This is a genomic window from Streptomyces sp. BBFR51 (assembly GCF_044591655.1).
GTDB lineage: Bacteria > Actinomycetota > Actinomycetes > Streptomycetales > Streptomycetaceae > Streptomyces.
The window spans coordinates 2,339,968-2,365,428 of record NZ_CP172448.1; the positions used below are offsets into that span (position 1 = coordinate 2,339,968).

The following is a 25,461-nucleotide window of genomic DNA, read 5'->3' on the forward strand; positions in this document are numbered from 1 at the left end:
GGTGGCTCGGTACTGAATCGGCGCTGGCTCGGTACGGGCTCGGTGGTGCTCAGGGTTTGAAGGTGACCGGGAGGTTCGCGGGGGCGGCCCCGGTGGGCGGGACCTGAAGGGTCTTCAGGGCGAACTCCATGACCTGCTTGTAGATGGGGCCGCAGATCTGGCCGCCGAAGTAGCTGCCCTCGGTGGCGTTCTGGATGGCGCAGTAGACGGTGACGCGGGGCTTGTCGGCGGGGGCGAACCCGGCGAACGACGAGGTGTAGCCGTGGTACTTGCCGGTGGCCGGATCCACCCGGTTGGCCGTGCCCGTCTTGCCCGCCACCCGGTAGCCGGGGATGCGGGCCTTGGTGCCGGTGCCCTCCTCGTCGTCGACGACGGACTCCAGCATCTGCGCGAGAGTCTTGGCGGTCTTCTCGCTGGTCACGCGGGTCTTTTTGGGATCGGGGGATGGTGTGAAGCGGCCGTCGGCGCCCTTCGTGCCGCGTACCAGCGTGGGCTCGACCCGGACGCCGCCGTTGGCGATGGTCGAGTACACGGAGGCCGCCTGGAGCGCGTTCACGGAGACGCCCTGGCCGAAAGGAATCGTGTACTGCTGCGAGGTCGACCACTGGTCGGGCGGCGCGAGGATGCCCTTGGTCTCACCGGGGAAGCCGAGCCCGCTGTAGCCGCCGAGGCCGAACTTGCGCAGGTAGGAGTAGAGCACCTTGTTGGCCTCGGCCTGGGTCTCGCCCAGCTCGCCGGTGGCCATGATCGTGCCGATGTTGCTGGACTTGGCGAGCACTCCGTTGAGCGTGAGGTACCAGGTCGGGTGGTCGATGTCGTCCTTGAAGGACCGGTCGCCGCGCTTGAGCCGGTTGGGGACGGTGAGGTGGGTCTTGGGGGTGGCGACGTTCTCCTCCAGCACGGCCGCCATCGACAGCACCTTGGCGGTGGAGCCCGGTTCGAAGGCGTCCTGGAGGGCGGCGTTGCCCAGCGCGTCCGGGTCGGCGTGGGCGAGGTCGCCCGGGTCGAAGGCGGGCGAGTTGGCCATGGCGAGGATCTCGCCGGTGGCGGTGTCCTGGACGATGACGTAGCCGCCGTCCGCCTTGGACTTCTCGACCTGCTCGCTGATGGCGTGCTGCGCGGCCCACTGGATGTCGCGGTCGATGGTCAGCTCGACGTCGCTGCCGGGCACGGCGGGCGTCTCGGTCGAACCGGCGGTGGGCACCTGGCGGCCGCCGGACTGCGCGTAGCGGATCTTGCCGTCCTCGCCGGCCAGTGTCCTGTCCAGCTTGCGCTCCAGGCCGCCGCCGCCCTTGCCGTCGGCACCGACCCAGCCCAGGACGCCGGCGGCGAGGTCGCCGCTCGGGTACACGCGCTTGCTGCTGGGGTCGGCGAAGACGCCCGCGAGTACGTTGACCGCCGACTTGTCCGTCTCGGACTTCGTGGTGAGCGCGGTCTTCAGGTCCTTGATCTGGTTCCAGACCTGGGGGGTCTGCCGGCGCGCGAGGCGGACGTAGCGCAGTCCCTTGTTCTCCGGGCGGAGCCGGTCGACCAGGTCCTGCTGGTCCTCGCCGAGGATCGGCGCGAGGAGGGCGGCCGCCTGCTCGGGTCCGTCGTCGACCTTGAGCTGCTCGCGGGTGAACATCGTGGGGTCGGCGGTGATGTCGTAGGAGTCCACGGTGGTCGCGAGGGCCACGCCGTTGCGGTCGGTGATCCCGCCGCGTTCGGCGGGCAGCGTGTGCACCACGTAGCGGTTCTGCTCGGCCTTCGCGGAGTACGTGCCGGCGTCGACGGCCTGCACCTGGAGGAGCCGTACGACGAAGGCGGACAGCACCAGGGTCAGCGCGAGGCCGATCATGCGCAGCCGGGGGCGCGGGCTGCCCAGCCGGATGGCGCGGGGCGCGGCCTGGCGGGGCGGCCCGGGCCTGCGGGCCGGCCGGGCGCCCGGGCCGGGCTGCCGCCGTCCGCCGGGGCGGGCGGGCCTGGCGGGTCCGGGCACGCGGCGGCGCGGCGGTTCCCTGTCGGACACTTCCGTCACCTGCCGGGAGTCGGGGTCGGGGTGGGCGTCGCCGCTGCGGTGGGGGTGGCGGCCGTGCTGGGCGCGGCCGCGCCGGCGGAAGTGGGGGGCGGGCCGGGCGGCTCGGTGTAGGGGGACGGTGTGCCGGCGGCCGGGCCGGCGGACATCGCGGTCAGCGCCTCGGGGGCGAGCACCAGCGGGGTGTCCGCGGCGGGCGCGGGACTGGGCGAGCCCTTGACGGTGCCGTCGGGCTCGAGGAAGGCGGGGTCGCCGCCGGGCACCATGCCCAGTTCGCGGGCGCGGCGCTGGAGGGCCCGGGGGGCGGAGTAGGCGTCGATGTCCCGCTGGAGCGCCTGCTCCTCGTCGGTGAGGCTCTTGGTCTCCTGCTTCAGGTCGTCCAGCTGGAAGGAGCCCTCGCTCAGGGCGGAGTTCAGCACCAGGAGCCCGATGAGGCCGCCACCGAGGAGGACGACGACCAGGAGGACGAAGGGCGCCCTGGCCGCCTGGCCGCGGGTGCCGCCGGTCGGGAGGAGCCGGGCGAGCCGGGCCGCCCTGCCCTTCAGTTCGGGTTTCCTGCTCACTGACCCTCCCCTCGGCCCGGGTGCCGTGCGCACCCGCGCCTGGCCTGCCTCACTCGCTTCACCCGATGGACTCCCTGATGCGCTCGGCCCCGCGCAGCCGTGCCGGTGCCGCCCGCCGGTTCTCGGCGATCTCCTCCTCGGTGGGAAGTTCGGCACCGCGCGTGAGCAGCTTGAGCCGGGGCGCGTAGCGTTCGGGGACGACCGGCAGGCCGGGCGGCGCGGTGTTCGCGGCGCCGGCCGCGAAGACCTGCTTGACCAGCCGGTCCTCCAGCGAGTGGTACGACAGCACCGCGATCCGCCCGCCGACGGCGAGCGTCTCGACGGCGGCCGGGATCGCCCGCTCCAGGACGGACAGCTCGCCGTTGACCTCGATGCGCAGGGCCTGGAAGGTGCGCTTGGCCGGGTTGCCGCCGGTGCGCTTGGCGGCCTGCGGCAGTGCGGCGCGGATCAGTTCGACCAGCCGGGCGCTGTTGGTGAACGGCTCCTTCTCGCGCTCGCGCACGACGGCGGACACGATGCGCTTGGCCTGCTTCTCCTCGCCGTACGCCCGCAGGATGCGGACGAGTTCGCCGGGCGGGTAGGTGTTGAGGACCTCGGCGGCACTCATGCCGGTGCTCTGGTCCATCCGCATGTCGAGCGGGGCGTCCTGGGCGTAGGCGAAGCCCCGGTCGGCCTCGTCGAGCTGCATGGAGGAGACGCCGAGGTCGAACAGCACGCCCTGGACGCGGGGGACGCCGAGCCGGTCGAGCACGTCGGGCAACTCGTCGTAGACGGCGTGCACGAGGGTCGCGCGCTCCCCGTACGGTGCGAGCCGCTCGCCGGACAGGCGCAGGGCCTCCTTGTCCCGGTCGAGGGCGACGAGCCGGGCCTCGGGGAAGCGCTCGAGCAGCGCCTCGCTGTGCCCGCCCAGTCCCAGCGTGCAGTCGACGACCACGGCTCCCGGCTCGGTGAGGGCGGGCGCCAGCAGGTCCAGACACCGCTGGAGCATCACCGGGACGTGTCGACTCTGGCTCAAGTGGGGCGGCCTCTCAGGTCCGGCGCGGCGTCACGCACTGCCGGGTCCCCTCCCGCTCACATCTGAAGGGGAGGCCTGCCGGCGCCAAAAGCGTCGGCCGGCCAGGAGCGGGAGGAGGCCGAGCCGTACGTACGCGCCGCGCACGTGGGGAGATCTGGCGGGACGTCGCCCAGGTCTCCGGGGAATTCAGTCCAGCAGGGAGAACCTCGCCTCCCGCTTCGCGTCACTTTAGTCCACCGTGTCGCCCGGTCAATCAACCGGCCTGCGCGTCGCGGAGGCCGGCGTCCGCAAACCGGTGCCGCGCGGCTTTTCACTCGGATGGACGCGTTCGCGCCGCCCTGTGGGTTGGCTCACAACAAGCCTCCATGATGTTCTTTGTCCCGCTTCACAGCGGGCCACGGCCGGGGACGGCCAGTAACGTCATGGATATGACGACTTCTGCATCGGTACCCGCCGGCTCCGGATCCGCCATGGACGGCGACCACACCGTCACCGACCGGCTCGTCGAGGCGAACGAGCGCTACGCTTCGGCGTTCGCGGACCCCGGGATGGACGCCCGCCCCGTACAGCGTGTCGCCGTCGTGGCCTGTATGGACGCCCGCCTGGACCTGCACGCCGCGCTCGGCCTGAAGCTCGGTGACTGTCACACGATCCGCAACGCGGGCGGTGTGGTCACCGATGACGTGATCCGCTCCCTGACCATCAGCCAGCGGGCGCTCGGCACCCGCAGCGTGGCCCTCATCCACCACACCAACTGCGGCATGGAGTCCATCACCGAGGACTTCCGGCACGACCTGGAGCTGGAGGTCGGCCAGCGTCCCGCGTGGGCGGTGGAGTCCTTCCGGGACGCCGACCAGGACGTGCGGCAGTCGATCGAGCGGGTGCGCACCTCGCCGTTCCTGCTGCACACCGAGGACGTGCGCGGTTTCGTCTTCGACGTGAAGACGGGCCTGCTGCGCGAGGTCGACCCCGCCTGACCGGGTTGCCCACCCGGCAATTCTCGCCGGGCAAGCACCGCAAAGGCCCTAAGGGGCGACATATCGCGGTCAGTTGTCCACAGGCGAGTGACACGAATCGGTAACGGCAGCAAGAATGCGGGAAGTGGTGTCGCACGGAACTTCTTCCGGGCGGTGTCCGTGATTCGGGGTGGGCCGGTCCGCGGTGCGGGGCCGGCCCGGCAAGTTGGGGTACCCCCACTTCTCAGGGAGTGCGGGGAAAGGCCGAGGAGGGCCGGGTGACGACCTATGACGATCAGGCGAGCCATGGGGGCGCCGCCGCGCGAGCGTACGGGAGCGTGGGGGACGATCTGACCGCTGTGGTCGAGCGGGTCCGCGGTTCGGTGGAAGACGTGATCGAGGGCAAGCCCGAGGTCGTGCGGCTCTCGTTGACCGTGTTGCTCGCCGAGGGACACCTGCTGATCGAGGATGTCCCGGGAGTCGGCAAGACCATGCTGGCCAAGGCGCTGGCGCGGTCCATCGACTGTTCCGTGCGCCGGATCCAGTTCACGCCGGACCTGCTGCCCTCGGACATCACCGGGGTGTCCATCTGGGACCAGCAGCGCCGGGACTTCGAGTTCAAACCGGGCGCGATCTTCGCGCAGGTCGTGATCGGCGACGAGATCAACCGCGCCTCGCCGAAGACGCAGTCGGCGCTGCTCGAGTCGATGGAGGAACGCCAGGTCACCATCGACGGCCAGACCTACGAGCTGCCCAGCCCCTTCATGGTGGTGGCGACGCAGAACCCGGTCGAGATGGAGGGCACCTACCCGCTGCCGGAGGCCCAGCGCGACCGCTTCATGGCCCGGGTCTCCATCGGCTATCCCAGCGCGGAGGCCGAGTTGCAGATGCTCGACGTGCACGGCGGGGTGAATCCGCTGGACGATCTGCAGCCGGTGGCGCACGCGCACGACATCCTGAAGCTGATCGAGGCGGTCCGCGGCGTCCATGTGGCGGACCCGATCCGGCGGTACGCGGTGGATCTGGTCGCCGCCACCCGCACCCACCCGGAGCTCAGACTCGGCGCCTCGCCGCGCGCCACACTCCATCTGCTGCGCGCGGCGAAGGCGTCCGCCGCCCTCAGCGGCCGGGACTACGCGCTGCCGGACGACGTGCAGGCCCTCGCGGTCGCCGTCCTGGCCCACCGTCTGCTGCCGACCGCGCAGGCCCAGCTCAACCGCCGCACCGCCGAGCAGGTCGTCCAGGAGATCCTCCAGCGCACCCCGGTGCCCGCGGCGCCCCAGCAGCAGACGGGCTTCGGCGGGGCCCACGGCACGTCGGCGTACGGCCGGCAAGCGCCGCGGAGGCTGTGATGGACGCCGGGGGGACGGACCGGTCCGAGGACGACCGGGGAGAGGGCGGCCGGGGTGAGGGCGGCGGCATCCGGACCGCCCTGGCCGGTCTGACCACCCGGGGGCGCTCCTTCCTGGCCGCCGGCATCGCCGCCGCGGTCTGCGCGTACGTTCTCGGGCAGAGCGATCTGCTGCGCGTCGGACTGCTGCTCGGCGTGCTCCCCCTGGTCTGCGCGGCCGTGCTGTACCGCACGCGCTACCGGGTCGCGGGCAGTCGCCGGCTCTCCCCCGGGCGGGTCCCGGCGGGCAGCGAGGCCCGGGTCCATCTGCGCATCGACAACGTCTCCCGGCTGCCCACCGGTCTGCTGATGCTCCAGGACCGGGTGCCCTACGTGCTCGGCCCGCGGCCCCGCTTCGTGCTCGACCGGGTGGAACCGGGCGGGCGGCGCGAGGTGTCCTACCGGGTCCGCTCCGACCTGCGCGGCCGCTACCCGCTGGGCCCGCTGCAACTGCGCCTGACCGACCCGTTCGGGCTGTGCGAGCTGACCCGGTCGTTCTCGACGTACGACACCCTGACCGTGATCCCGCGCGTGGAGGCGCTGCCGCCGGTGCGGCTGAGCGGCGAGGCGAAGGGGTACGGCGAGGGCCGGCAGCGGTCGCTCGCGCTGGCCGGCGACGACGACGTGATCCCGCGCGGGTACCGCTACGGCGACGACCTGCGCCGCGTGCACTGGCGCTCCACCGCGCGCTACGGCGAGCTGATGGTGCGCCGCGAGGAGCAGCCGCAGCGTGCCCGCTGCACGGTGCTCCTGGACACCCGGGTCGTGGCCTTCGAGGGCGCGGGCCCCGACTCCGCCTTCGAGTGGGCGGTGTCGGGCGCGGCGTCCGTGCTGGTGCACATGCTGGAGCGGGGCTTCTCCGTCCGGCTGCTCACCGGCACCGGCGACTCGGTGCCGGGCGAGGGCACCGACGGCTTCGCGGGCGCGAGCCAGGGCACGGCCGACTCCGCCGGGCTGATGCTGGACACCCTCGCCGTGATCGACCACTCCGACGGCACGGACCTGTCCCCGGCGTACGACATGCTGCGCGGCGGGAGCGAGGGCCTGCTGGTGGCGTTCTTCGGCGACCTGGACGAGGAGCAGGCCACGGTGGCCGCCAGGATGCGGCAGCGCAGCGGCGGGGCCGTGGCCTTCGTCCTGGACAGCGGGACCTGGGCACGGGAACCGGCCGACGTACCCGGTCCGTTGGACAGGAGCGAGGAGCGGCTGCGGATGCTGCGCGAGGCCGGCTGGACCGCCGTGGTCGTGCCACGGGGCGCCACCGTGGAGGAGCTGTGGCGCCTGGCCGACCACGAACGCACCACCCTCGCGACGACGACCGGCGGGGAGGGGACGCGATGAGCGGGCGGACGCGACCGGCGCGGTGCGCCCGGTCCTGCGGGCGGACCCGGGCGGCGGGGACGATCGGACGTAACCGACTCGTGCCACACACCGGCACGACGACAACCGGAACACCCGGGCGACCGGCCGGCCCCACACCCACCGGCCCCGCCACGACCACCGGCCGGGAGGGGACGCGATGAGTAGGCGGACGCGACCGGCGCGGTGCGGGCGGTCCTGCGGGCGGGCCCGGAGGGCGGGGACGACCGGACGGGCCCGACTCGTGCCACACACCGGCACGACGACAACCGGAACACCCGGGCGACCGGCCGGCCCCACACCCACCGGCCGGGAGGGGACGCGATGAGCGGGCGGGCGCGGTTGGCGTTGTGTGCGTGGGCGGCCACCCTGATGGCGGCGTGCGCGTTGTTGCCGTTGGTGGATCCGGCCACGTGGATTCTGCAGGCTGCCCTCCTGCTGGCGGTGCAGTCCGGGGTGGGCGCGGTGGCGCGGCGGGTGCCGCTGGCCCGGCCGCTGACCATCGGCGTACAGGCTCTGGTCACGCTGATCCTGCTCACCGTGGTCTTCGCCCGGCAGCAGGCGCTCGCCGGGCTGATCCCCGGCCCGCAGGCCTTCCAGCGCTTCGCCGACCTGCTCCAACAGGGCGGCGACGACATCGCCCGGTACGCGATCCCGGCGCCGCTGGAGTCCGACGGCATCCGGCTGATGCTGGTCGGCGGCGTCCTGGTGGTCGGTCTGCTGGTGGACGCCCTCGCGGTGACCTTCCGCAGTGCCGCCCCGGCCGGTCTGCCACTGCTCGCGCTCTATTCGGTGGCCGCGGGGCTGTCCGAGAGCGGCGCGGAGTGGCTGTGGTTCCTGGTCGCGGCGGCCGGCTATCTGACGCTGCTCCTGGCCGAGGGACGTGACCGCCTCTCGCAGTGGGGCCGGGTCTTCGGCGGCGCGCCGCGCGCCCCGGGCGGGGAGCAGGGCGGCGTGCTCGCCCCGGTCCGCACCGGACGGCGCATCGGCGCCTTCGCGCTGGGCATCGCCCTGGTGGTGCCGCTCGCGCTGCCCGCGATGGACGGCGGACTCCTGGACAGTGCCAGGAGCGGCGCCGGTTCCGGCACCGGGGGCGGCGGCACGATCTCCGCGGTGAACCCGCTGGTCTCCCTGCGGGACAGTCTCAACGTCGAAGAGAACCAGCAGGTCCTCTCCGTCCAGACCGACTCCGAGGACCTGTCGAACCTGTACCTGCGCATCGTGTCCCTGGACGACTTCGACGGCACCACCTGGAAGCCGTCCAAGCGGCACATCACCAACGTGCCGGACGGCACGTTCCCCCTCCCGGCCGGCCTCGGCGCCGGCATCAGGCGCACGGAGACCCGGACCCTCGTCTCGGCCGCGGACTGGTACGCCCAGGACTGGCTCCCGATGCCGTACCCGCCCAGCGGCGTGCGCGTCGCGGGCAACTGGCGCTACGAACCCGTCGGCATGACCCTGGTCGGCGACCACGGCCAGAACACCCGCGGGCTGAAGTACGAGGTCCGGAGCCTGAACGTGCAGCCGACGGCGGAACAGCTCGCCGCGGCACCGCAGCCGTCGGAGGCGCTGAGGCGCGAGTACACCCAGCTGCCGGACTCGCTGCCCGAGGTGGTCTCCAAGACCGCCCGCGACGTGACCGCGGGCGCCGCGAACCCGTACGAGCAGGCGGTCAGGCTCCAGGAGTACTTCGCGGTCAACGGCGGCTTCGAGTACGACACCCAGGTGAAGGTGGGCAGCGGTTCGGAGGCGATCGCCCGGTTCCTGAAGGACAAGGAGGGCTTCTGCGTCCACTTCTCCTTCGCCATGGCGGCGATGGCCCGCTCCCTGGGCATACCGGCCAGGGTCGCGGTCGGCTTCGCGCCGGGGTCCCCGCAGGCGGACGGCACGGTGTCGGTGGGACTGCAGGACGCGCACGCCTGGCCCGAGGTGTACTTCGAGGGCGTGGGCTGGACCCGCTTCGAGCCGACGCCGACGCGTGGCTCGACCCCGCCGTACACGATCACGGACACGCCGGGCAGTTCGGTGCCGGATCCCGCCCTGCCGTCCCAGGACGCGCAGACGGAGCCGTCGGCCGCGCCCTCGACGAGCGACAGCTGCTCGGCGCAGGACAAGAAGCTGGACGCCTGCTCCACCGAGTCCGCCGTGGCGGTGCCCGTCACGGGCGGCGACGGGCCGAAGTGGTACGCGCTGCTGGCCTGGGCCCTGGGCGGGCTCCTGGTGCTGCTGATCCCGCTGGCACCGATGCTGTGGCGGCTGCGGGCCCGCTCGGTGCGGCTCGGGGCGCACGGCCGCGGCGAGGCGGACGCCGGCCCGCACACCCTCGCGGTCTGGCAGGAGCTGACCGACACGGCGTGGGACTTCGGGATCCTGCCCAGGGAGTCGCAGACCCCGCGCAAGACGGCGGCGAGGATCGTCCGGCTCGGCCACCTCGACCCGACGGCCGCGGCCGCGGTGCACCGGCTGGCGGACGCCGTGGAGCAGGTGCTCTACGCGCCCCGACCGCGCCTGACGGCGGGACTGGCCGAGGACGCCCGGCTGGCGACCGCCGGGCTGCGGGCCACGGTCGGCCGTGGCACCCGGCTGCGCGCACGGTTCGCCCCGCGTTCGGCCATCCGGGTGACCTGGGCGGTGTCGGACCGGTGGACGGTCCTGAAACGGCGGGTCGCGGCGGCGCGGCCGACCTTGCGGAAGACGTCGGGTCAGCAGGGCTGACCGGGGGGTGCGGCCCCCGTCGGTTCAGCAGGGCTGACCGGGGGGTGCGGCCCCCGTCGGTTCAGCAGGGCTGACCGGGGGTGCCGCCCCCTCGCGGGGGCAGGGCTCCCGGGGACTCGTGGGTACGCGTGAGGGGGTGACCACCCGGACGGTGGTCACCCCCTCACACAGCTGTCCTGGTGAGCGGTTGCTCGGGCGCTACTGGCCGCCCTGCTGCTCATCCCTGCGGCGCTGCCACCGCTCGTCGATGCGGTCCATCATGGAGCGTTTCTGGCGTCCCTGACGGCCTGTCTGCGGGCCGGTGGCACCCGCCGCCGGCTGCTCACCCGGCTTGGGGGCCTTGCGCCAGCCGGTCACGGCGAGAACCGCACAGCCCAGCATCACCAGGAAGCCCACCACGCTGAGCCACACCTGCTGGGCGACCATACCGGCCATGAGGAGCGCAATACCTACGAGGAAGCCCGCGACCGCCTGGTAAACCCGTCGCCGGGTGTACGTACGCAGCCCGCTTCCCTCGAGCGCTGTCGCGAACTTGGGATCTTCGGCGTACAGCGCTCGCTCCATCTGCTCGAGCATGCGCTGCTCGTGCTCCGAGAGCGGCACGGAGTCCTCCTCATCGTGCAGTCGCCGGGGCGACCCGGGGGGGTCCCTTCAGGATAGGCAGGGAATCGCCCCCGTGAAACCCGCCCCTCTGCGCCAATTGGCCAACCGGACTCCGTCATGGCCGTGCCGGCTCGCTGAAGTTCCCATTCCCCAGCAGCCGACCCGTCATGCCGGGCGGTCTCCCTCGATCATACGGCGACTGGCCCCCGTTCGGGGGGCCTGTGGCGTACTCCATCTGCAGTCGCGCCCCTGATCAGCGCCGTACACCACCGGGCGGCTCAGGCCCCGTCGGCCCCTCGCGTCTCACCGAGCACGTGAAGCTGGGTGGCCACGGAGTGGAACGCGGCGAGTTCCGCCGCCGCGGCCTCCAGCTTCAGCAGGGCCTCCATGGCGCCCGGCTCGGTGTCCACCAGCACCCCGGGAACGAGGTCGGCGAAGACCCGTACGCCGTGCACGGCGCCGATCCGGAGCCCCGCGGCCTCGACCAGCGCGGTGAGCTGCTCGGCGGTGAAACGGCGCGGCACGGGGTCACCCGTGCCCCAGCGGCCGTCCGGGTCGTCCAGGGCCTGGCGGGCCTCCGTGAAGTGGCCGGCGAGGGCCCGCGCGAGCACGGCCCCGCCGAGGCCCGCGGCGAGCAGGCTGAGGACGCCGTCGGCGCGCAGGGCGGCCACCACGTTGCGCACGCCCTCCGCGGGGTCGTCCACGTACTCCAGGACGCCGTGGCACAGCACCGCGTCGTAGCCACCGCGCTCGACGACGTCGAAGAGGCCGCGGGCGTCTCCCTGGACGCCCCGCACGCGGTCGGCGACGTCGGCCTCGGCGGCGCGGCGCTCCAGGGCGAACAGGGCGTTCGGGCTCGGGTCCACGACGGTGACGCGGTGACCGAGGCGGGCCACGGGCACCGCGAAGTTGCCGCTGCCGCCGCCGGTGTCGAGGACGTCCAGCGTCTCGCGGCCCGTGGCCTTGACCCGGCGGTCCAGGGCGTCCTGGAGGACGTCCCAGACCACGGCGGTACGAAGGGCGGCCCGGGAACGCGAGGGCTCGGAGCGCGGCGACGCCGTCTGCGGACGGGGGTGGGAGACGGGCGGGCGCATCGGGTCCGACACGGCAGTTGACTCCTCGGCGCGGCACCGCCTCGGACACGGGCGGAGCGAACGGGCTGCCGCCCCCGCCCGGTGCGGGGTGGGGGAGGCTTCAGGCGCCTCCCACCCTATTGCCTCCGGTACGCCCGCCGGGCACCCCGTGCCACCGGTCCCCGGGCCGGTCCGTGGGCCTGCGCGCGCTCATCCCGCGTCCGGCAGGTCCGGGTCGGGGCGGGGCTGGGGCAGGACCGGCTGGAGGACCAGCATCCGCTCCACGAGGCGCAGGAACATCGCCACGTCGCGTATCAGGTCGTCGGCGTCCCGGCGGCCCACCGCGCCCTGGATGCCGGCCTCGGCCCGCGCCCGGCGCCGCGCGCCGGAGGCGAACAGCGTGCTCCAGTCGGACAGCTCGGGCGCGATCTCGGGGAGCACCTCCCAGGCGCTGCGGATGCGGGCCCGGGCCCGCGGGGTGGTCTCCGGTCGGCCCCGCGCGGCCAGCACCGCGGCGGCGGTGCGCAGGGCGGCGAGATGGGCGGTCGCATAGCGCTCGTTCGGCGTTTCGAGGACGGTGGCCTCCTCCAGTCCGGCCCGGGCCTGGGCGAGCAGGTCCAGGGCGGCGGGCGGGGCGGTTGTCCGGCGGAGCACGGGGTGCACGTCGCTCGCCGGTCCGGTCAGTGAGGGTGCAGGGCCGGCTGCGCGGCGCCGCCGGGCGGCGGCTGCGGACGAGTGGGCCATGACGATCCTCCTGTCGTCTCCGTGACGGCACGCCCCGGCAAGAGGTGCCGTATGTGCCCATCGTGAGGTATGGCACTGACAATCCGTTCTGACCTGGGCTTTCGTTTCGATCGCCCGTTCGGATCGCCCGTTCGGGTCGGCCCGGTGCGGGCCCTGCGGTGACCGCACCGGGCAGGGTGCTGTGAGAATCGGGACCATGGAAAGCAGCAGCACCGCCTCGCAGGCCGGCGGCCGTCGCGAGGCCACCCGGCAGAAGCTCTACGAGGCGGCGGTCACCCTCATCGCCGAGCAGGGCTTCTCGGCCACCACCGTGGACGAGATCGCCGAGCGGGCCGGGGTCGCGAAGGGCACGGTCTACTACAACTTCGCCAGCAAGTCCGTCCTCTTCGAGGAACTGCTGCGGCACGGCGTCGGACTCCTCACCGCCTCGCTGCGCCAGGCCGCCGAGCGGACGGCCCGGGAGGGTCGCGGCCGGGTCGACGCCCTGGACGCGATGATCCGCGCGGGGCTCGTCTTCATCGACCGCTACCCGGCCTTCACCCAGCTGTACGTGGCCGAGCTGTGGCGCACCAACCGGGCCTGGCAGTCCACCCTGCTGGTGGTCCGGCAGGAGGCCGTGGCGGTGGTGGAGGGCGTGCTGCGCGAGGGTGTGGCGAGCGGGGAGTTCAGTGAGGAGATCGACGTGCCGCTGACCGCCGCCGCGCTGGTCGGCATGGTCCTGGTGGCCGCGCTGGACTGGAAGTCGTTCCAGCCGGAGCGCTCGCTCGACGACGTGCACGCCGCGCTGTCGCGGCTGCTCCAGGGGCGCGTGAGCGGCCGCCCCTGAGGCGAGGGACGCCGCCCCGGTGGCCACGGACCGGGCACGAAGAACGCCGGTCCGTGGTGGCCGCGTCCCCCGCGGGCCGCCGTCGGACCGGCGCCTTCTCCTGCTCCCCCGTACGTCCCCCCGGCGGAACCCCCGTCGCCGGTCGTTCCCCCCGGGCTCCCCCGTGCCTCTCTCCCGCCGACCGCGGCCGGCGGAAGGAGCGGATCGCGGGCCCGGCTCCGTTCCGGCGCCCCGTGCCGCCGGTTCCGGAGCCGTGCCCCTCTCCGTGCCTCCACTCTCTCGTTCCCGCTGGTCGGGGCCCATCCGCGTGCGTACTCATCTACCGGACTGAGTACGGATACTCAGCCCTGCGCATCCGGGCCCACCGCGTCGCGGCACCGGCCGGTCACATGCGCGCCCGTCCCGGTACTCAGGGGCCGGACTGCCGGTGGTGGCGGATAAGGTCCCTGGCATGGCACGGATTGCGGTGATCGGCGCCGGGATGGGCGCGATGGCGGCGGCCGCCCGGCTGGCCGTCGCGGGCCACCGGGTGGTGGTCTACGAGCGGACGGCGACGTACGGCGGAGCCCTGGGCCGCTTCGAGCGGGACGGGTTCTCCTTCGACACCGGCCCCGGTCTGCTCCCGCTGCCCGCGGTCTGGCGCGATCTGTTCGTGAAGACCGGCAAGGAGCCGCTGGAGTCCCGCGTCGAGCTGGTCCAGGTCGACCCCTCGTCCCGGCACGTCTTCGCGGACGGCACGCGGGTCTCGCTGCCGAACGCCTCACGGGCCGGTGTCGTCGCCGCCCTGGACGCGGCACTCGGCCCGGCGGCCGGGCAGCGCTGGGGCGACTTCCTGGTGCGGGCCCGGGAGACCTGGGACCGGACGCGCCGCCCGCTCCTGGAGGAGCCGCTGTGGCCGAACTGGCGGGTGCTGGCCGAGCGCGAGCCCTATCCGGCGGTCCCGCACAAGCGGCGGCTGCGCACCCGCCGGGCCGGCACGCTCGCCGAGGTCGGTGCGTGGGAGCTGCGCGATGCCCGGATCGCCGCCCTGCTGGAGAGCCACGCCCTCGCGTACGGTCTGGACCCCCGGACCGCCCCGGCGAACACCGCCGTGCTGCCGTACATGGAGTACGCCTTCGGTATGTGGTACGTGCGCGGCGGCGGCCTGCGGGAGCTGGCGCGGGCGGTGTACGAGCGGTGCCTGGCCCGGCGGGTCGAGTTCCGCTTCGGGGCCGAGGTCACGGGAATCGTCGAGAAGGACGGCCGGGTGGCGGGCGTGGAGCTGGCCGACGGGGCCCTGGCGGAGGCCGAGTTCGTGCTCGCCGGTGTGGCGCCCGGCGTGCTGGACCGCCTGAGCGGTGGATCGCCGCTGCGGGGCGGGGGCGAGGTGCCGCCGCAGCGCGGTGGGGCGAGCCGGCTGACGGTGCTGCTGGCGCTGCGGGGCGGCCGTCCCCCGGGCACGGTGCATCGGACGGTGGTTCACGCGCCGGACCGGGACGCCGAGTTGGACGCGCTGTTCGGCGCGGCACCCCGCATGCCCTCGCGTCCGACCGTCACCGTCCTGCGGCCCGAGGACCCGGCGCTGGTTCCGGACTCGGACCACGAGGCGGTCACCGTCACCTCGGTGGTGCCCGCGGGCGACGACGGGTCGGACACGGAGGACCGCGCGGAGCGTCTCCTCGAGGCCGCCGAGCGCGCGGTACCCGGCCTGCGCGACCGTCTCCTGTGGCACGAGGTGCGCACCCCGGCCGACGTCGCGGCGGCCACCGGTGTGGCGGACGGCGCGATTCCGGTGCCGGCGCTCGCGGGGGCCGGCGGACGGCTGCTGCACCCGGCGAACGGCACGCGCACGGGCGGCCTGTTCACGGTGGGCGGCTGGTCGCACCCCGGTGGAGGGCTTCCCCACGCGGGCATGTCGGGCGCGCTGGTCGCCGGACTGGTGGTGGAGGGCCCGGAGTTCCGCGGCTCCCAGTGAGCGGTCGGGACCGGTCACCGGGCGCCGGACGGGTCGTCAGAAGCGGTACTGCTCGTCGTAGCCCTGGTTCTGGCCCTGGTTCTGGTCCTGCGTCTGGCCGTTGCCCTGGTAGGGGTACTGCTGCTCCGGTGGGAGTTCGCCGCCGTAGGGGTCGTCGGTGCTGCGCTGCTGCGGCACCCACACTCCGCCGGACGGGGTCTCGCCGCCGTACCCGCCGGGGGTGCCGGTGGCGTACGGGTCCTGCCCGTAGCCCTGCTGCCCGTACTGCTGCTGCACGCCGGTCGTGTCGTAGCCGCCGGTGTCGTACGACGCCCCGCCGTAGGTGTGGGTGCCGATGTACGGGTCGGAGTAGGCGGCGTACTGCTGCTGCGCACCGGTGTCGTAGCCGTACGCCTGCTGTCCGTAGCCCGAGTAGTCGTAGGCGTAGGCCTGGTCCGCGCCCGGCGCCGGCGCGGCCTGCTGCTGGTCGGTGCCGTAGCCGGCGTCGGAGTACACGCCGTAGGAGCCGGTGTCGTCCGGCATGGGCTGCGGTGCGTAGAAGGCGGTGGTCTCCGCGGCCGCGGGGTCGGCGGGGCGGGCCGGGGTGAAGACGTCGTCGCGGTCATAGTCGTCCTGACCGTACGACGGGCCGTCCTGACCCGGGGCGTGGCCCTGCGCCGGGTCGTCGTAGCCGTCGCGGTGGTCCTGGCCGCCCTCGGCGGAGTCGAGCCCGGAGACCTCCAACGTCGGTTCCTGGCGGCCCCGTTCGGGACGGCCGCGTTTGCCGACGAGGCTCGCCGGGGCGTTGACCGCCCAGCCGGCCTCGAAGCCGCGGCGGAACGACAGGGTGACGTAGGTCTGGCCGACCGCGAAGGCGGCGGCGCCTAGACCGATGACGAGCACGTTGGACATCAGCACGCCGGCGACGACGCCGACGAAGCCGCCGAAGGCGAGCAGCCGCCAGCGCAGCCGCGCCTTGTACTGCAGCAGCACCTCGCCGAGCAGCCACAGCGCGACGCCGCCGAACGCGATGTAGAGGACCGTCCAGCCCATGTACGCCCCTCTCCCAGTGGCCGTTACGCAGTGTGTCGTAGATACGTGCGGCCGGTCTAGGCCCGCGGTGGGTGGTGCAGGCCCAGGTTCTCGTAGATTTCCAGCGTCGCCGTGGAGTTGTTGAGCGTGATGAAGTGCAGTCCGGGCACACCCTCGGCCAGCAGTCGTGCGCAGAACTCCGTGGCGAACTCGATGCCGATCGAGCGTACAGCCGCCGGATCGTCCTTTGCTGTGAGGATCCGCTCTTTCAGCTCCGCCGGGAACGAGGCGTTGCTGAGCTTCGGCAACCTCTCCAGCATCTTCACACTGGTCACCGGCATGACCTCGGGAATGACCGGGGTCGCGCAGCCGGCCGCGGCGACCCGGTCGCGCAGGCGCAGATAGGACTCGGGGTGGAAGAACATCTGCGTGATCGCGTAGTCGGCGCCGGCCCGGCACTTGTCGACGAAGTGCGTCACGTCCGCGTCCCAGTCGGCGGAGCGCGGGTGCATCTCGGGGAAGGCCGCGACGCCGACGCAGAAGTCGCCCGACTCCTTGATGAGCCGGACCAGTTCGGCGGCGTAGGTCAGGCCCTCGGGGTGGGCGATCCAGTCGGCGTTCGGGTCGCCGGGCGGGTCGCCGCGCACGGCCAGCATGTTGCGGATCCCGGCGTCGGCGTACTGGCCGATGATGTTGCGCAGTTCGGCGACGGAGTGGTCGACGGCGGTGAGATGCGCCACGGGGGTCAGGGTGGTGTCGGCGACGATCTGCTCGGTCTCCCGCACCGTGCCCGCGCGCGTGGAGCCACCGGCGCCGTAGGTCACGGACACGAAGTCCGGAGCCACGGCCTCCACCCGCCGGAGCGCGCTCCAGAGGTTCTTCTCGCCCTTGGGCGTCTTCGGCGCGGAGAACTCGAACGAGTACGTCGTTTTGCCGGACGCGAGCACGTCGCGCACGGTGCGTGCGCGATCAGTCCTGGTGGATGCGGTTCCGAGGGCCATACGGGCAGGTTAGCCAGGGGGCGGCGGTCACCCAACCGGATGCGGGATATTTGTCCACATTGTCGTGTTGTTGTCCACCCCTTGGACACATGCCCGCGGCACCCGCCTACGCCTGCCGCAGCCGCTTGGCGAACCCGGCCGCGGCCGCACCCGGGTCGTCCGCCGCGGTGATGGCCCGGACGACCACGACGCGCCGGGCGCCCGCCTCCAGCACCTCGTCCAGATTGCCGAGGTCGATGCCGCCGATGGCGAACCAGGGGCGGTCGGTGCCCAGTGCCGCCGTGTGGCGGACCAGGTCGAGGCCGGGCGCGTGGCGGCCGGGCTTGGTGGGGGTCGGCCAGCAGGGACCGGTGCAGAAGTAGTCCACGCCCTCCTGTACGGCGGCAGCGGCGGCCTCGGACCCGGCGTGCGTGGAGCGGCCGACGAGGACGTCGTCGCCGAGGATCGCCCGGGCGGCCGGCACCGGGAGGTCGCCCTGCCCGAGGTGCAGCACGTCGGCGCGCGCGGCGTGCGCGACGTCCGCCCGGTCGTTGACCGCGAGGAGCTTGCCGTGGCGGGCGCAGGCGTCGGCGAGGACCTCCAGGTGCTCCAGCTCCTCGGCCGCCTCCATTCCCTTGTCGCGCAGCTGCACGATGTCGACGCCGCCGGCCAGCACGGCGTCCAGGAACTCGGGCAGGTCGCCCTGGCTCCGGCGGGCGTCCGTGCACAGGTAGAGCCGGGCGTCGGCGAGCCGGGCACGGGCGGTGGTCGGGGCGGTGTCGGGCATGCGGGTGTCCCCCGGGTCGGTGGCGTGGGCCCACGGCGGGCCGCGCGATTCTGGCACACGGGCCGCGGCACCTGCCGGCCCTGGGGCCCGTGGCCGCACGGCCCGCGGCCCGCGAGCCGTGCGTGGGGTGGGTCAGACGGCGAGCGCCTGGGCGCGGCGCTTCACCTCCGTACCGCGGTTCTCACTCAGTGCCTGGGCGGGGGTGCCGGGCAGGCTCGGGTCGGGCGTGAAGAGCCACTCCAGCATCTCCTCGGCCGTGAAGCCGTCGTCCCGCAGCAGCGTCAGGGTCCCGACCAGGCCCTTGACGACCTTGTCCTCGTCGATGAAGGCCGCGGGGATGTGCAACGCGCGGTTCTCACCGCGGCGTACGGCGATGAGCTGGCCTTCCTTGATCAGCTGGCGTACGCGGGTCACCTCGACGCCGAGCATCTCGGCGATGTCGGGAACGGTGAGCCAGGCAGGCACGAGAGCATCGGTCTTTGCGTCAATCTCGGTCACGTCACCAGCCTGCCATCTGCCACTGACAGTCGGAAACCGGCGACCGGAAGCCGGCAGCCGGAAGCCGACGGTCGCAAGCCGGGCTAGGCCGTCGCCGCCTTCAGCGGCCGCACCGGGTCGGCCAGCAGTTCCGGGTCCATCGTCGTACCCGCCTGGATCATGCGTTTGCCCTGCGCCAGGTCGCGGGGGCGGCCCACCGCCAGCAGGGCGACCAGGCGGCCCTCGCGCAGCCAGCAGACCGTCCACGCCGGGCCCTCGGGGTCGCCGCGCCAAAGGGTGGTGTCGGCGGCCGTGTGGTGACCCGCGTACTGGACGAAGCGGCCGAACTGCTCGGACCAGAAGTACGGCACCGGGTCGTAGGCGGCCGGGGCCTCGCCCGAGGGGGCGCCGACGATGTTGGCGGCGACGGTGCGCGGGCCCTGGAGGGCGTTGTCCCAGTGGTGCACCATCAGCCGCTCGCCGTAGCGGCCGGAGGGGAAGGAGGCGCAGTCGCCGACCGCGTAGACGTCGGGCGCGCAGGTGCGCAGGCGGTCGTCGGCCAGGACGTCGCCGTACTTGCCGAGGTCGATCCCGGAGCCGGCGAGCCAGGCGGTGGCCGGCCGGGCGCCGATGCCGACGACGACCGCGCCGGCGGGCAGCGGCGTGCCGTCGTCGAGGACGACCCGGCAGGGCTCGCCGGGGCCGCCGGGCTCGACGCGCTCCACGCGCGCGTGGGTGCGCAGTACGGCGCCGGCGTCGGCGTACCAGGCGGTCATCGGCGCGGCGACCTCGGCGGGCAGCGCGTCGGCGAGGGGCCGGTCGGCGGCCTCCACGACGGTCACCGCGCAGCCCGCCTCGCGCGCGGCGGTGGCGAACTCGGCGCCGATCCAGCCCGCCCCGACGACCACGACGTCGTGCTGCCGGGCGAGTACCGGGCGCAGCCGTTCGGCGTCGTCCAGGGTGCGCAGCAGGTGCACTCCGGGCACGCCCTCGGCGCCGGGGAGCCGGACCGGTTCGGCGCCGGTCGCCAGGACCAGGACGTCGTACGGCACGGGCCCCTCGGAGGTGTCCAGGACGTGCGCGCCGGGGCGCACGCCCAGGGCCTCGCAGCCGAGCCGCAGGGTGATGCCGAGTGCCTCGAAGTCGACGTCGAAGGCGGAGCCCTCGGCGGTGCCGAGCAGGACGGCCTTGGACAGCGGGGGGCGGTCGTACGGCTGGTGCGGCTCCGCGCCGATGAGCGTCACGGTGCCGGTGAAGCCCTGCTCCCGCAGGGCCACCGCGGTCTGCACGCCCGCCATGCCGGCGCCCACCACGACCACACGGCGCTCCGCGTCCGCCGCCGGTTCCTGTCCCCGTTCCCGCCTCTGCTCGCTCACCTGATCACCTTAGACACCCGGCGATTCGTCGGTCAGTGCTCGTGCGCGGTGAGCTGCGCAACGTCCCGCGGCCGCGGAGGCTCCCTTACAGGTGCGCCGCCCCGAGGGCTAGGGTGGCCGACGTAAAGCACTCGCGGGAGTCCGGACGCACCGGGCTGAGAGGGAGGCTGGCGGCCTCCGACCGTACGAACCTGATCCGGGTCATGCCGGCGAAGGGAGGGGCTGGACGCCCATGTCGTCTCCATCACACACGTCGTCCGCCGCACCGCACACATCGTCCGCACCGCACACATCGGCCGCGCCGAACGGCTCGCAGCCGTCCCGTACACCGGACGTACTCGTCGTCGGCGGCGGGATCGTCGGTCTTGTCACGGCCTGGCGGGCGGCGCAGCGCGGGCTGGTCACGGCCCTCGTGGACCCCGAGCCGGGCGGCGGGGCGGCCCAGGTGGCGGCCGGGATGCTGGCCGCCGTCACGGAGCTGCACTACGGCGAGCAGACGCTGCTCGCGCTGAACCTCGCCTCGGCCCGCCGCTACCCGGAGTTCGCGGCCGAGCTGACCGACCTCACCGGGCTCGACCTCGGTTACCGCCGCTGCGGCACGCTCGCGGTCGCGCTGGACGCCGACGACCGCGCCCACCTGCGCGAGCTGCACGCACTCCAGCAGCGCTCCGGCCTGGAGTCGGAGTGGCTGTCGGGTCGCGAGTGCCGGCGTCTGGAGCCGATGCTCGCGCCTGGCGTGCGCGGCGGGCTCCGGGTGGACGGCGACCACCAGATCGACCCCCGGCGCCTCGCCCACGCGCTGGTGGCCGCCTGCGAACACGCGGGCGTGGTCTTCCACCGGGTGTGGGCCGACCGCCTCACCGTCGGGCGCGGGGACCGGGCCACGGGTGTCGTCACCGCCGACGGCACCGCCTTGGAGGCCGGGCAGGTGGTGCTGGCCGGGGGCAGCCTGAGCGGGCGGCTCGGGGGCGTGCCGGAGGCCGTACTGCCGCCGGTGCGGCCCGTGAAGGGGCAGGTGCTGCGGCTGACGATGCCGCGGACGCACGGCCCGCTGCTGAACCGGACGGTGCGCGCCGTGGTGCGCGGCAACCACGTCTACCTGGTGCCCCGGGAGAGCGGCGAGCTGGTCGTCGGGGCCACCAGCGAGGAGCTGGGCTGGGACACGACGGTCACCGCGGGCGGCGTCTACGAGCTGCTGCGCGACGCCCACGAGCTGGTCCCCGGCATCACGGAGCTGCCCCTGACCGAGACCCGCGCGGGTCTGCGTCCCGGGTCCCCGGACAACGCCCCGCTGCTCGGCCCGACCGGTCTTGAGGGGCTGCTGCTGGCCACCGGGCACTACCGCAACGGCGTCCTGCTCACCCCGGTCACCGGCGACGCCATGGCGCACGCCCTGACCACCGGGGAGCTGCCGGACGAGGCCCGCCCCTTCACCCCCCGGCGCTTCGACGCCGCCCCCGCAGTCCCGGAACTCTCGGAGCAGCCCGTATGAACATCTCCGTCAACGGCGAGTCGCGCGAGGTGGCTGCCGGCACGGCCCTGGAAGCCCTGGTGGGCACGCTCACCGCGGCGCCGTCCGGAGTGGCCGCCGCCCTGAACGAGACCGTCGTCCCGCGCGCGCAGTGGCCCGCCACCGCGCTGGCCGACGGCGACCGCGTCGAGGTCCTCACCGCTGTGCAAGGAGGCTGACCATGGCCGACGATCCCTTTGTCCTCGGCGGTACGTCGTACGGGTCCCGCCTGATCATGGGTACGGGCGGGGCGCCCAGCCTTGACGTGCTGGAGCGCGCGCTGGTGGCCTCCGGAACGGAGCTGACGACCGTCGCGATGCGGCGGGTGAACGCCTCGGTGCACGGGTCCGTGCTGTCCGTACTGGACCGGCTCGGCATCCGGGTACTGCCGAACACGGCCGGCTGCTTCACCGCCGGGGAGGCGGTCCTCACGGCGCGGCTGGCGCGCGAGGCGCTCGGTACGGACCTGGTCAAGCTGGAGGTCATCGCCGACGAGCGCACGCTGCTGCCGGATCCGATCGAGTTGCTGGACGCGGCGGAGACGCTGGTCGACGACGGGTTCACGGTGCTGCCGTACACGAGCGACGATCCCGTGCTGGCGCGGAAGCTGGAGGACGTGGGGTGTGCGGCGGTCATGCCGCTCGGGTCGCCGATCGGGTCCGGGCTCGGTATCCGCAACCCGCACAACTTCCAGCTGATCGTGGAGCACGCGCGCGTGCCGGTGATTCTGGACGCGGGGGCCGGTACGGCGTCGGACGTGGCGCTGGCGATGGAGCTGGGGTGCGCGGGTGTGATGCTGGCCTCGGCGGTGACGCGGGCGCAGGAGCCGGTTCTCATGGCGGAGGGGATGCGGTTCGCGGTGGAGGCGGGGCGGCTGGCGCGGCGGGCGGGGCGGATTCCGCGGCGGCATTTCGCCTCGGCGTCTTCTCCTGCGGAGGGCTTGGCGGTGCTTGATCCGGAGCGGCCCGCTTTTCAGTGAGCCTGTGTTGTTCCGGGGATTTCTCCCACCCGCGCACGGCCCGTTTCCAGTCGGGAAAGAGGTTGGCCTCTCCCGTGGGGGCTCATCGCCGTCGGCGGCCGGCCGTGCGTGGGTGGGGTAGTGGGTGTTGGCAGCCTCGCTCGGTGCGTGTCATGTGCGTCACAGGTGCGCTTCAGTACCGCCCCGGTGGCGGGCGGTGGGCGTCGGGTGTCGGTCGTGGCTCGTACACTCGCCTGCGTGGACACGACCCTTCAGGACCCTCTGGTCGGGCAGGTGCTCGACGGCCGGTACCGCGTCGAGGCGCGGATCGCGGTCGGCGGGATGGCCACGGTCTACCGGGCCGTGGACACCCGCCTGGACCGCGTGCTCGCGCTGAAGGTGATGCACCCGGCGCTCGCGACCGACGCCGCCTTCGTCGAGCGGTTCATCCGCGAGGCCAAGTCGGTGGCCCGGCTCGACCACCCCAATGTCGTCCAGGTCTTCGACCAGGGGGCCGACGGGGCGTACGTCTACCTGGCGATGGAGTACATCGCGGGCTGCACCGTGCGTGACGTGCTCCGCGAGCGCGGCGCGCTCCGGCCGCGGGCCGCGCTGGACATCCTGGAGCCGGTGCTCGCCGCGCTCGGCGCCGCCCACCGGGCGGGGTTCGTGCACCGGGACATGAAGCCGGAGAACGTGTTGATCGGGGACGACGGCCGGGTCAAGGTCGCCGACTTCGGCCTGGTCCGCTCCGTGGACACCGTCACCAGCACCACCGGCGCCGTCCTCGGCACCGTCTCCTACCTGGCGCCCGAGCAGGTCGAGCACGGCGCGGCCGACCCCAGGGTCGACGTGTACGCCTGCGGCGTGGTGCTGTACGAGATGCTGACCGGCGGCAAGCCGCACGAGGGGGACTCGGCCGCGGTGGTGCTCTACAAGCACCTGCACGAGGACGTGCCGCCGCCGTCCTCCGAGGTGCCCGGAATGGCGTACGAGCTGGACGAGCTGGTCGCCTCGGCGACCGCGCGCAACCCGGAGATCCGGCCGTACGACGCCGTGGCGCTGCTCGCGCGGGCCCGCGAGGCGCGCGCGGGGCTCACCGTCGAGCAGCTGGACGCGGTGCCGCCGCAGGCGCTCACCACGGAGCACGACAACGCCGAGGACCGCACGAGTGTGATCCCGCGCTCGCTCACGGTGCCCCGGCCGCTGCCGGTCAACGAGGACGAGGACCCCGCCGACGGCGGTGTCCAGCACACCAGCCGGCTGGCGACTCCCCCGCCGGCCCCGCCCGGGCCCCGCCGGCCCCGGCTGCGGCGCGGCCCGCTGGCGATCGTCGTGGCCGTCCTGCTGGTGCTCGGCGTCGGCACGGGCATCTGGTACATCAACTCCGGCCAGTTCACCAAGGTGCCGCCGCTGCTGGCCAAGACCGAGGCGCAGGCCCGGGACCGGCTGGACGACGCCGGTCTTGACGTCGGCAAGGTGCGGCACGCCTACAGCGACACCGTGGAGCGCGGCGAGGTCATCAGCACCGACCCCGGGGTGGGCGACCGCATCCGCAAGAACGACTCCGTGTCGCTGACGGTCTCCGACGGCCCCGACACCGTGAAGCTGCCGGACGTGGCGGGCTACAAGCTGGACAAGGCGCGCACGCTGCTCGAGGACGAGGGGCTGGAGCCGGGCATGGTGACCCGGGCCTTCAGCGACGAGGTGGCCCGGGGCTTCGTCCTCTCCACCAAGCCCGGCTCGGGCACCACGGTGCGCGCGGGCTCGGCGGTCGCGCTGGTCGTCAGCAAGGGCAGCCCGGTGGACGTCCCGGACGTCACGGGCGACGACCTGGAGGACGCGAGGACCGAGCTGACCGAGGCCGGTCTGAAGGTGAAGGTCGCCGAGGAGCGGGTGAACTCCGAGTACGACAGCGGCCAGGTCGCCCGGCAGACCCCGGACCCGGGCGGCCGGGCCGCCGAGGGCGACACCGTGACGCTCACGGTGTCCAAGGGCCCCCGGCAGATCGAGGTCCCGGACGTGGTCGGCGACAGCGTGGACGACGCCAAGCAGAAGCTGAAGGACGCGGGCTTCGAGGTGGACGAGGACCGCGGGCTGCTCGGGCTGTTCGGCGACACCGTCAAGAAGCAGTCCGTGGACGGCGGGGACACGGCTCCCGAGGGATCCACCATCAAGATCACCATCCGGTGACGGGGCACCGCACGGCGCATGACACCCTTGATGGGTGAACAGTCAACGGTCCGCCGCCTCCCGCACCCCCGCGGCGCTCCCCCGCAACCCCGTCGGCGGTCACGTGCCGGTGGCCGGCGGGCTGCACTCCGTGGGGCTGTCCTACGCCCGTGAGCTGAAGGCGGAGACCGTGCAGGTCTTCGTCGCCAACCCGCGCGGCTGGGCCACGCCGGCCGGCAACCCGAAGCAGGACGAGGCGTTCCGGGAGGCCTGCGCGGCCGGGTCGATGCCCGTGTACGTGCACGCGCCGTACCTGATCAACTTCGGTTCCCACACCGAGGCGACGGTGGAGCGGTCGGTCGAGTCGCTGCGGCACTCGCTGCGGCGCGGGCGGGCGATCGGGGCGCGCGGCGTGGTGGTGCACACCGGGAGCGCGACCGGCGGACGGGACCGGTCGGTGGCGCTGAAGCAGGTGCGGGAGCACATGCTGCCGCTGCTGGACGAGCTGACGCACGACGACGACCCGCGGCTGCTGCTGGAGTCGACCGCCGGCCAGGGCGCCTCCCTGTGCTCGCGGACCTGGGACTTCGGGCCGTACTTCGAGGCGCTGGACGCCCATCCGAAGCTGGGCGTGTGCCTGGACACCTGCCACATCTTCGCGGCGGGCCACGACCTGACGGGCCCGTCGGGCATGCACCAGACCCTCGACCTGCTGGTGGACACGGTCGGCGAGGGCCGGCTGGAGCTGATCCACGCCAACGACTCCAAGGACGTGGCCGGCGCGCACAAGGACCGGCACGAGAACATCGGCGCCGGTCACATCGGCGAGGATCCGTTCCGGGCGCTGATGACCCATCCCGCCACCGAGGGTGTGCCGCTGGTCATCGAGACGCCGGGCGGCAAGGAAGGGCACGCGGCGGACGTGGAGCGGCTGAAGAAGCTGCGCGAGGGCTGATCGCCGCCCGGGAGCCGGGTCCC

22 protein-coding genes and 1 riboswitch are annotated in these 25,461 nt (G+C 73.6%); of the genes, 11 read left to right on the forward strand and 11 right to left on the reverse strand.

Annotated features, from left to right (window positions below; all coding sequences use genetic code 11):
• Positions 1 to 49 precede the first annotated feature (49 nt).
• From ACGH7X_RS10625 to rsmH, 3 genes are read right to left on the reverse strand one after another with little or no spacing between them, the layout of a single operon-like run.
• A complete protein-coding gene (locus ACGH7X_RS10625) occupies positions 50 to 2,017 on the reverse strand; it encodes a peptidoglycan D,D-transpeptidase FtsI family protein (RefSeq protein WP_399884023.1) in 1,968 nt (655 codons plus the stop codon).
• On the reverse strand, positions 2,014 to 2,577 hold the full coding sequence (locus ACGH7X_RS10630; RefSeq protein ID WP_399884025.1) for a septum formation initiator family protein: 564 nt from the start codon (positions 2,575 to 2,577) through the stop codon (positions 2,014 to 2,016). Before ACGH7X_RS10630 ends, ACGH7X_RS10625 begins: the two co-directional genes overlap by 4 nt.
• A gap of 58 nt (positions 2,578 to 2,635) precedes the next feature.
• Positions 2,636 to 3,592: a 16S rRNA (cytosine(1402)-N(4))-methyltransferase RsmH gene (rsmH, locus tag ACGH7X_RS10635; protein WP_399884027.1), complete on the reverse strand. Its 957-nt coding sequence runs from the start codon at positions 3,590 to 3,592 to the stop codon at positions 2,636 to 2,638.
• Between the two features lie 428 nt (positions 3,593 to 4,020).
• On the opposite strand from rsmH, the gene ACGH7X_RS10640 reads away from it, so the two are divergent.
• The 4 genes from ACGH7X_RS10640 (at position 4,021) to ACGH7X_RS10655 (ending at position 10,012) form a co-directional block, all read left to right on the forward strand.
• Positions 4,021 to 4,569: a beta-class carbonic anhydrase gene (locus ACGH7X_RS10640; protein WP_399884029.1), complete on the forward strand. Its 549-nt coding sequence runs from the start codon at positions 4,021 to 4,023 to the stop codon at positions 4,567 to 4,569.
• Between the two features lie 257 nt (positions 4,570 to 4,826).
• On the forward strand, positions 4,827 to 5,900 hold the full coding sequence (locus ACGH7X_RS10645; RefSeq protein WP_399884031.1) for an AAA family ATPase: 1,074 nt from the start codon (positions 4,827 to 4,829) through the stop codon (positions 5,898 to 5,900).
• A complete protein-coding gene (locus ACGH7X_RS10650) occupies positions 5,900 to 7,279 on the forward strand; it encodes a DUF58 domain-containing protein (RefSeq protein WP_399884033.1) in 1,380 nt (459 codons plus the stop codon). Before ACGH7X_RS10645 ends, ACGH7X_RS10650 begins: the two co-directional genes overlap by 1 nt.
• Positions 7,280 to 7,621: 342 nt before the next feature.
• A complete protein-coding gene (locus ACGH7X_RS10655) occupies positions 7,622 to 10,012 on the forward strand; it encodes a DUF3488 and DUF4129 domain-containing transglutaminase family protein (RefSeq protein ID WP_399884035.1) in 2,391 nt (796 codons plus the stop codon).
• Positions 10,013 to 10,210: 198 nt separating this feature from the next.
• Here the strand turns inward: ACGH7X_RS10655 and ACGH7X_RS10660 are convergent, their stop codons facing one another.
• The 3 genes from ACGH7X_RS10660 to ACGH7X_RS10670 form a co-directional block, all read right to left on the reverse strand.
• The gene (locus ACGH7X_RS10660) at positions 10,211 to 10,615 is read right to left on the reverse strand and encodes a spore wall synthesis complex protein (protein ID WP_399884037.1); all 405 of its coding nucleotides are present in this window, start codon (positions 10,613 to 10,615) and stop codon (positions 10,211 to 10,213) included.
• Positions 10,616 to 10,893: 278 nt separating this feature from the next.
• A complete protein-coding gene (locus ACGH7X_RS10665) occupies positions 10,894 to 11,721 on the reverse strand; it encodes a methyltransferase (RefSeq protein WP_399884039.1) in 828 nt (275 codons plus the stop codon).
• 177 nt (positions 11,722 to 11,898) lie between these two features.
• Positions 11,899 to 12,432 carry an SAV_6107 family HEPN domain-containing protein gene (locus ACGH7X_RS10670; protein WP_399884041.1) on the reverse strand — a complete coding sequence of 178 codons (534 nt, stop codon included), beginning with the start codon at positions 12,430 to 12,432 and terminating at the stop codon, positions 11,899 to 11,901.
• Positions 12,433 to 12,628: 196 nt separating this feature from the next.
• Here ACGH7X_RS10670 and ACGH7X_RS10675 point away from each other — a divergent pair, with 196 nt between their 5' ends.
• Positions 12,629 to 13,258: a TetR/AcrR family transcriptional regulator gene (locus ACGH7X_RS10675; protein WP_399884043.1), complete on the forward strand. Its 630-nt coding sequence runs from the start codon at positions 12,629 to 12,631 to the stop codon at positions 13,256 to 13,258.
• Positions 13,259 to 13,709: 451 nt separating this feature from the next.
• Complete coding sequence (locus tag ACGH7X_RS10680) at positions 13,710 to 15,212, forward strand: phytoene desaturase family protein (RefSeq protein WP_399884045.1); 1,503 nt, start codon at positions 13,710 to 13,712, stop codon at positions 15,210 to 15,212.
• Between the two features lie 36 nt (positions 15,213 to 15,248).
• On the opposite strand, the gene ACGH7X_RS10685 is transcribed toward ACGH7X_RS10680, so the two are convergent.
• The 5 genes from ACGH7X_RS10685 to ACGH7X_RS10705 all read right to left on the reverse strand — a co-directional run bounded on the left by ACGH7X_RS10685 (position 15,249) and on the right by ACGH7X_RS10705 (position 19,786).
• The gene (locus ACGH7X_RS10685) at positions 15,249 to 16,244 is read right to left on the reverse strand and encodes a hypothetical protein (RefSeq protein WP_399884047.1); all 996 of its coding nucleotides are present in this window, start codon (positions 16,242 to 16,244) and stop codon (positions 15,249 to 15,251) included.
• A gap of 56 nt (positions 16,245 to 16,300) precedes the next feature.
• The gene (gene metF, locus ACGH7X_RS10690; protein ID WP_399884049.1) at positions 16,301 to 17,224 is read right to left on the reverse strand and encodes a methylenetetrahydrofolate reductase [NAD(P)H]; all 924 of its coding nucleotides are present in this window, start codon (positions 17,222 to 17,224) and stop codon (positions 16,301 to 16,303) included.
• A gap of 106 nt (positions 17,225 to 17,330) precedes the next feature.
• A complete protein-coding gene (gene thiE, locus ACGH7X_RS10695) occupies positions 17,331 to 17,990 on the reverse strand; it encodes a thiamine phosphate synthase (RefSeq protein WP_399884051.1) in 660 nt (219 codons plus the stop codon).
• A gap of 132 nt (positions 17,991 to 18,122) precedes the next feature.
• Positions 18,123 to 18,488, reverse strand: a complete 366-nt coding sequence (locus ACGH7X_RS10700) for an Rv2175c family DNA-binding protein (RefSeq protein WP_087809829.1) — start codon at positions 18,486 to 18,488, stop codon at positions 18,123 to 18,125.
• Between the two features lie 83 nt (positions 18,489 to 18,571).
• The gene (locus ACGH7X_RS10705; protein ID WP_399896914.1) at positions 18,572 to 19,786 is read right to left on the reverse strand and encodes an NAD(P)/FAD-dependent oxidoreductase; all 1,215 of its coding nucleotides are present in this window, start codon (positions 19,784 to 19,786) and stop codon (positions 18,572 to 18,574) included.
• Between the two features lie 180 nt (positions 19,787 to 19,966).
• A riboswitch (TPP riboswitch) is annotated at positions 19,967 to 20,078 on the forward strand.
• Here ACGH7X_RS10705 and thiO point away from each other — a divergent pair.
• The 5 genes from thiO to ACGH7X_RS10730 all read left to right on the forward strand — a co-directional run bounded on the left by thiO (position 20,076) and on the right by ACGH7X_RS10730 (position 25,438).
• Positions 20,076 to 21,335 (forward strand): glycine oxidase ThiO, encoded by a 1,260-nt coding sequence (gene thiO / locus ACGH7X_RS10710; protein ID WP_399884053.1) that lies wholly within the window; start codon positions 20,076 to 20,078, stop codon positions 21,333 to 21,335. Its footprint overlaps the riboswitch before it by 3 nt.
• The gene (gene thiS / locus ACGH7X_RS10715; RefSeq protein WP_399884055.1) at positions 21,332 to 21,532 is read left to right on the forward strand and encodes a sulfur carrier protein ThiS; all 201 of its coding nucleotides are present in this window, start codon (positions 21,332 to 21,334) and stop codon (positions 21,530 to 21,532) included. Before thiO ends, thiS begins: the two co-directional genes overlap by 4 nt.
• 2 nt (positions 21,533 to 21,534) lie before the next feature.
• Entirely contained in the window at positions 21,535 to 22,332 is a 798-nt protein-coding gene (locus ACGH7X_RS10720; protein WP_399884057.1) for a thiazole synthase, read from the forward strand.
• A 237-nt stretch (positions 22,333 to 22,569) separates the two neighbouring features.
• Positions 22,570 to 24,504: a Stk1 family PASTA domain-containing Ser/Thr kinase gene (pknB, locus tag ACGH7X_RS10725; protein ID WP_399884059.1), complete on the forward strand. Its 1,935-nt coding sequence runs from the start codon at positions 22,570 to 22,572 to the stop codon at positions 24,502 to 24,504.
• A 34-nt stretch (positions 24,505 to 24,538) separates the two neighbouring features.
• Complete coding sequence (locus ACGH7X_RS10730) at positions 24,539 to 25,438, forward strand: deoxyribonuclease IV (protein WP_399884061.1); 900 nt, start codon at positions 24,539 to 24,541, stop codon at positions 25,436 to 25,438.
• Positions 25,439 to 25,461 lie beyond the last annotated feature (23 nt).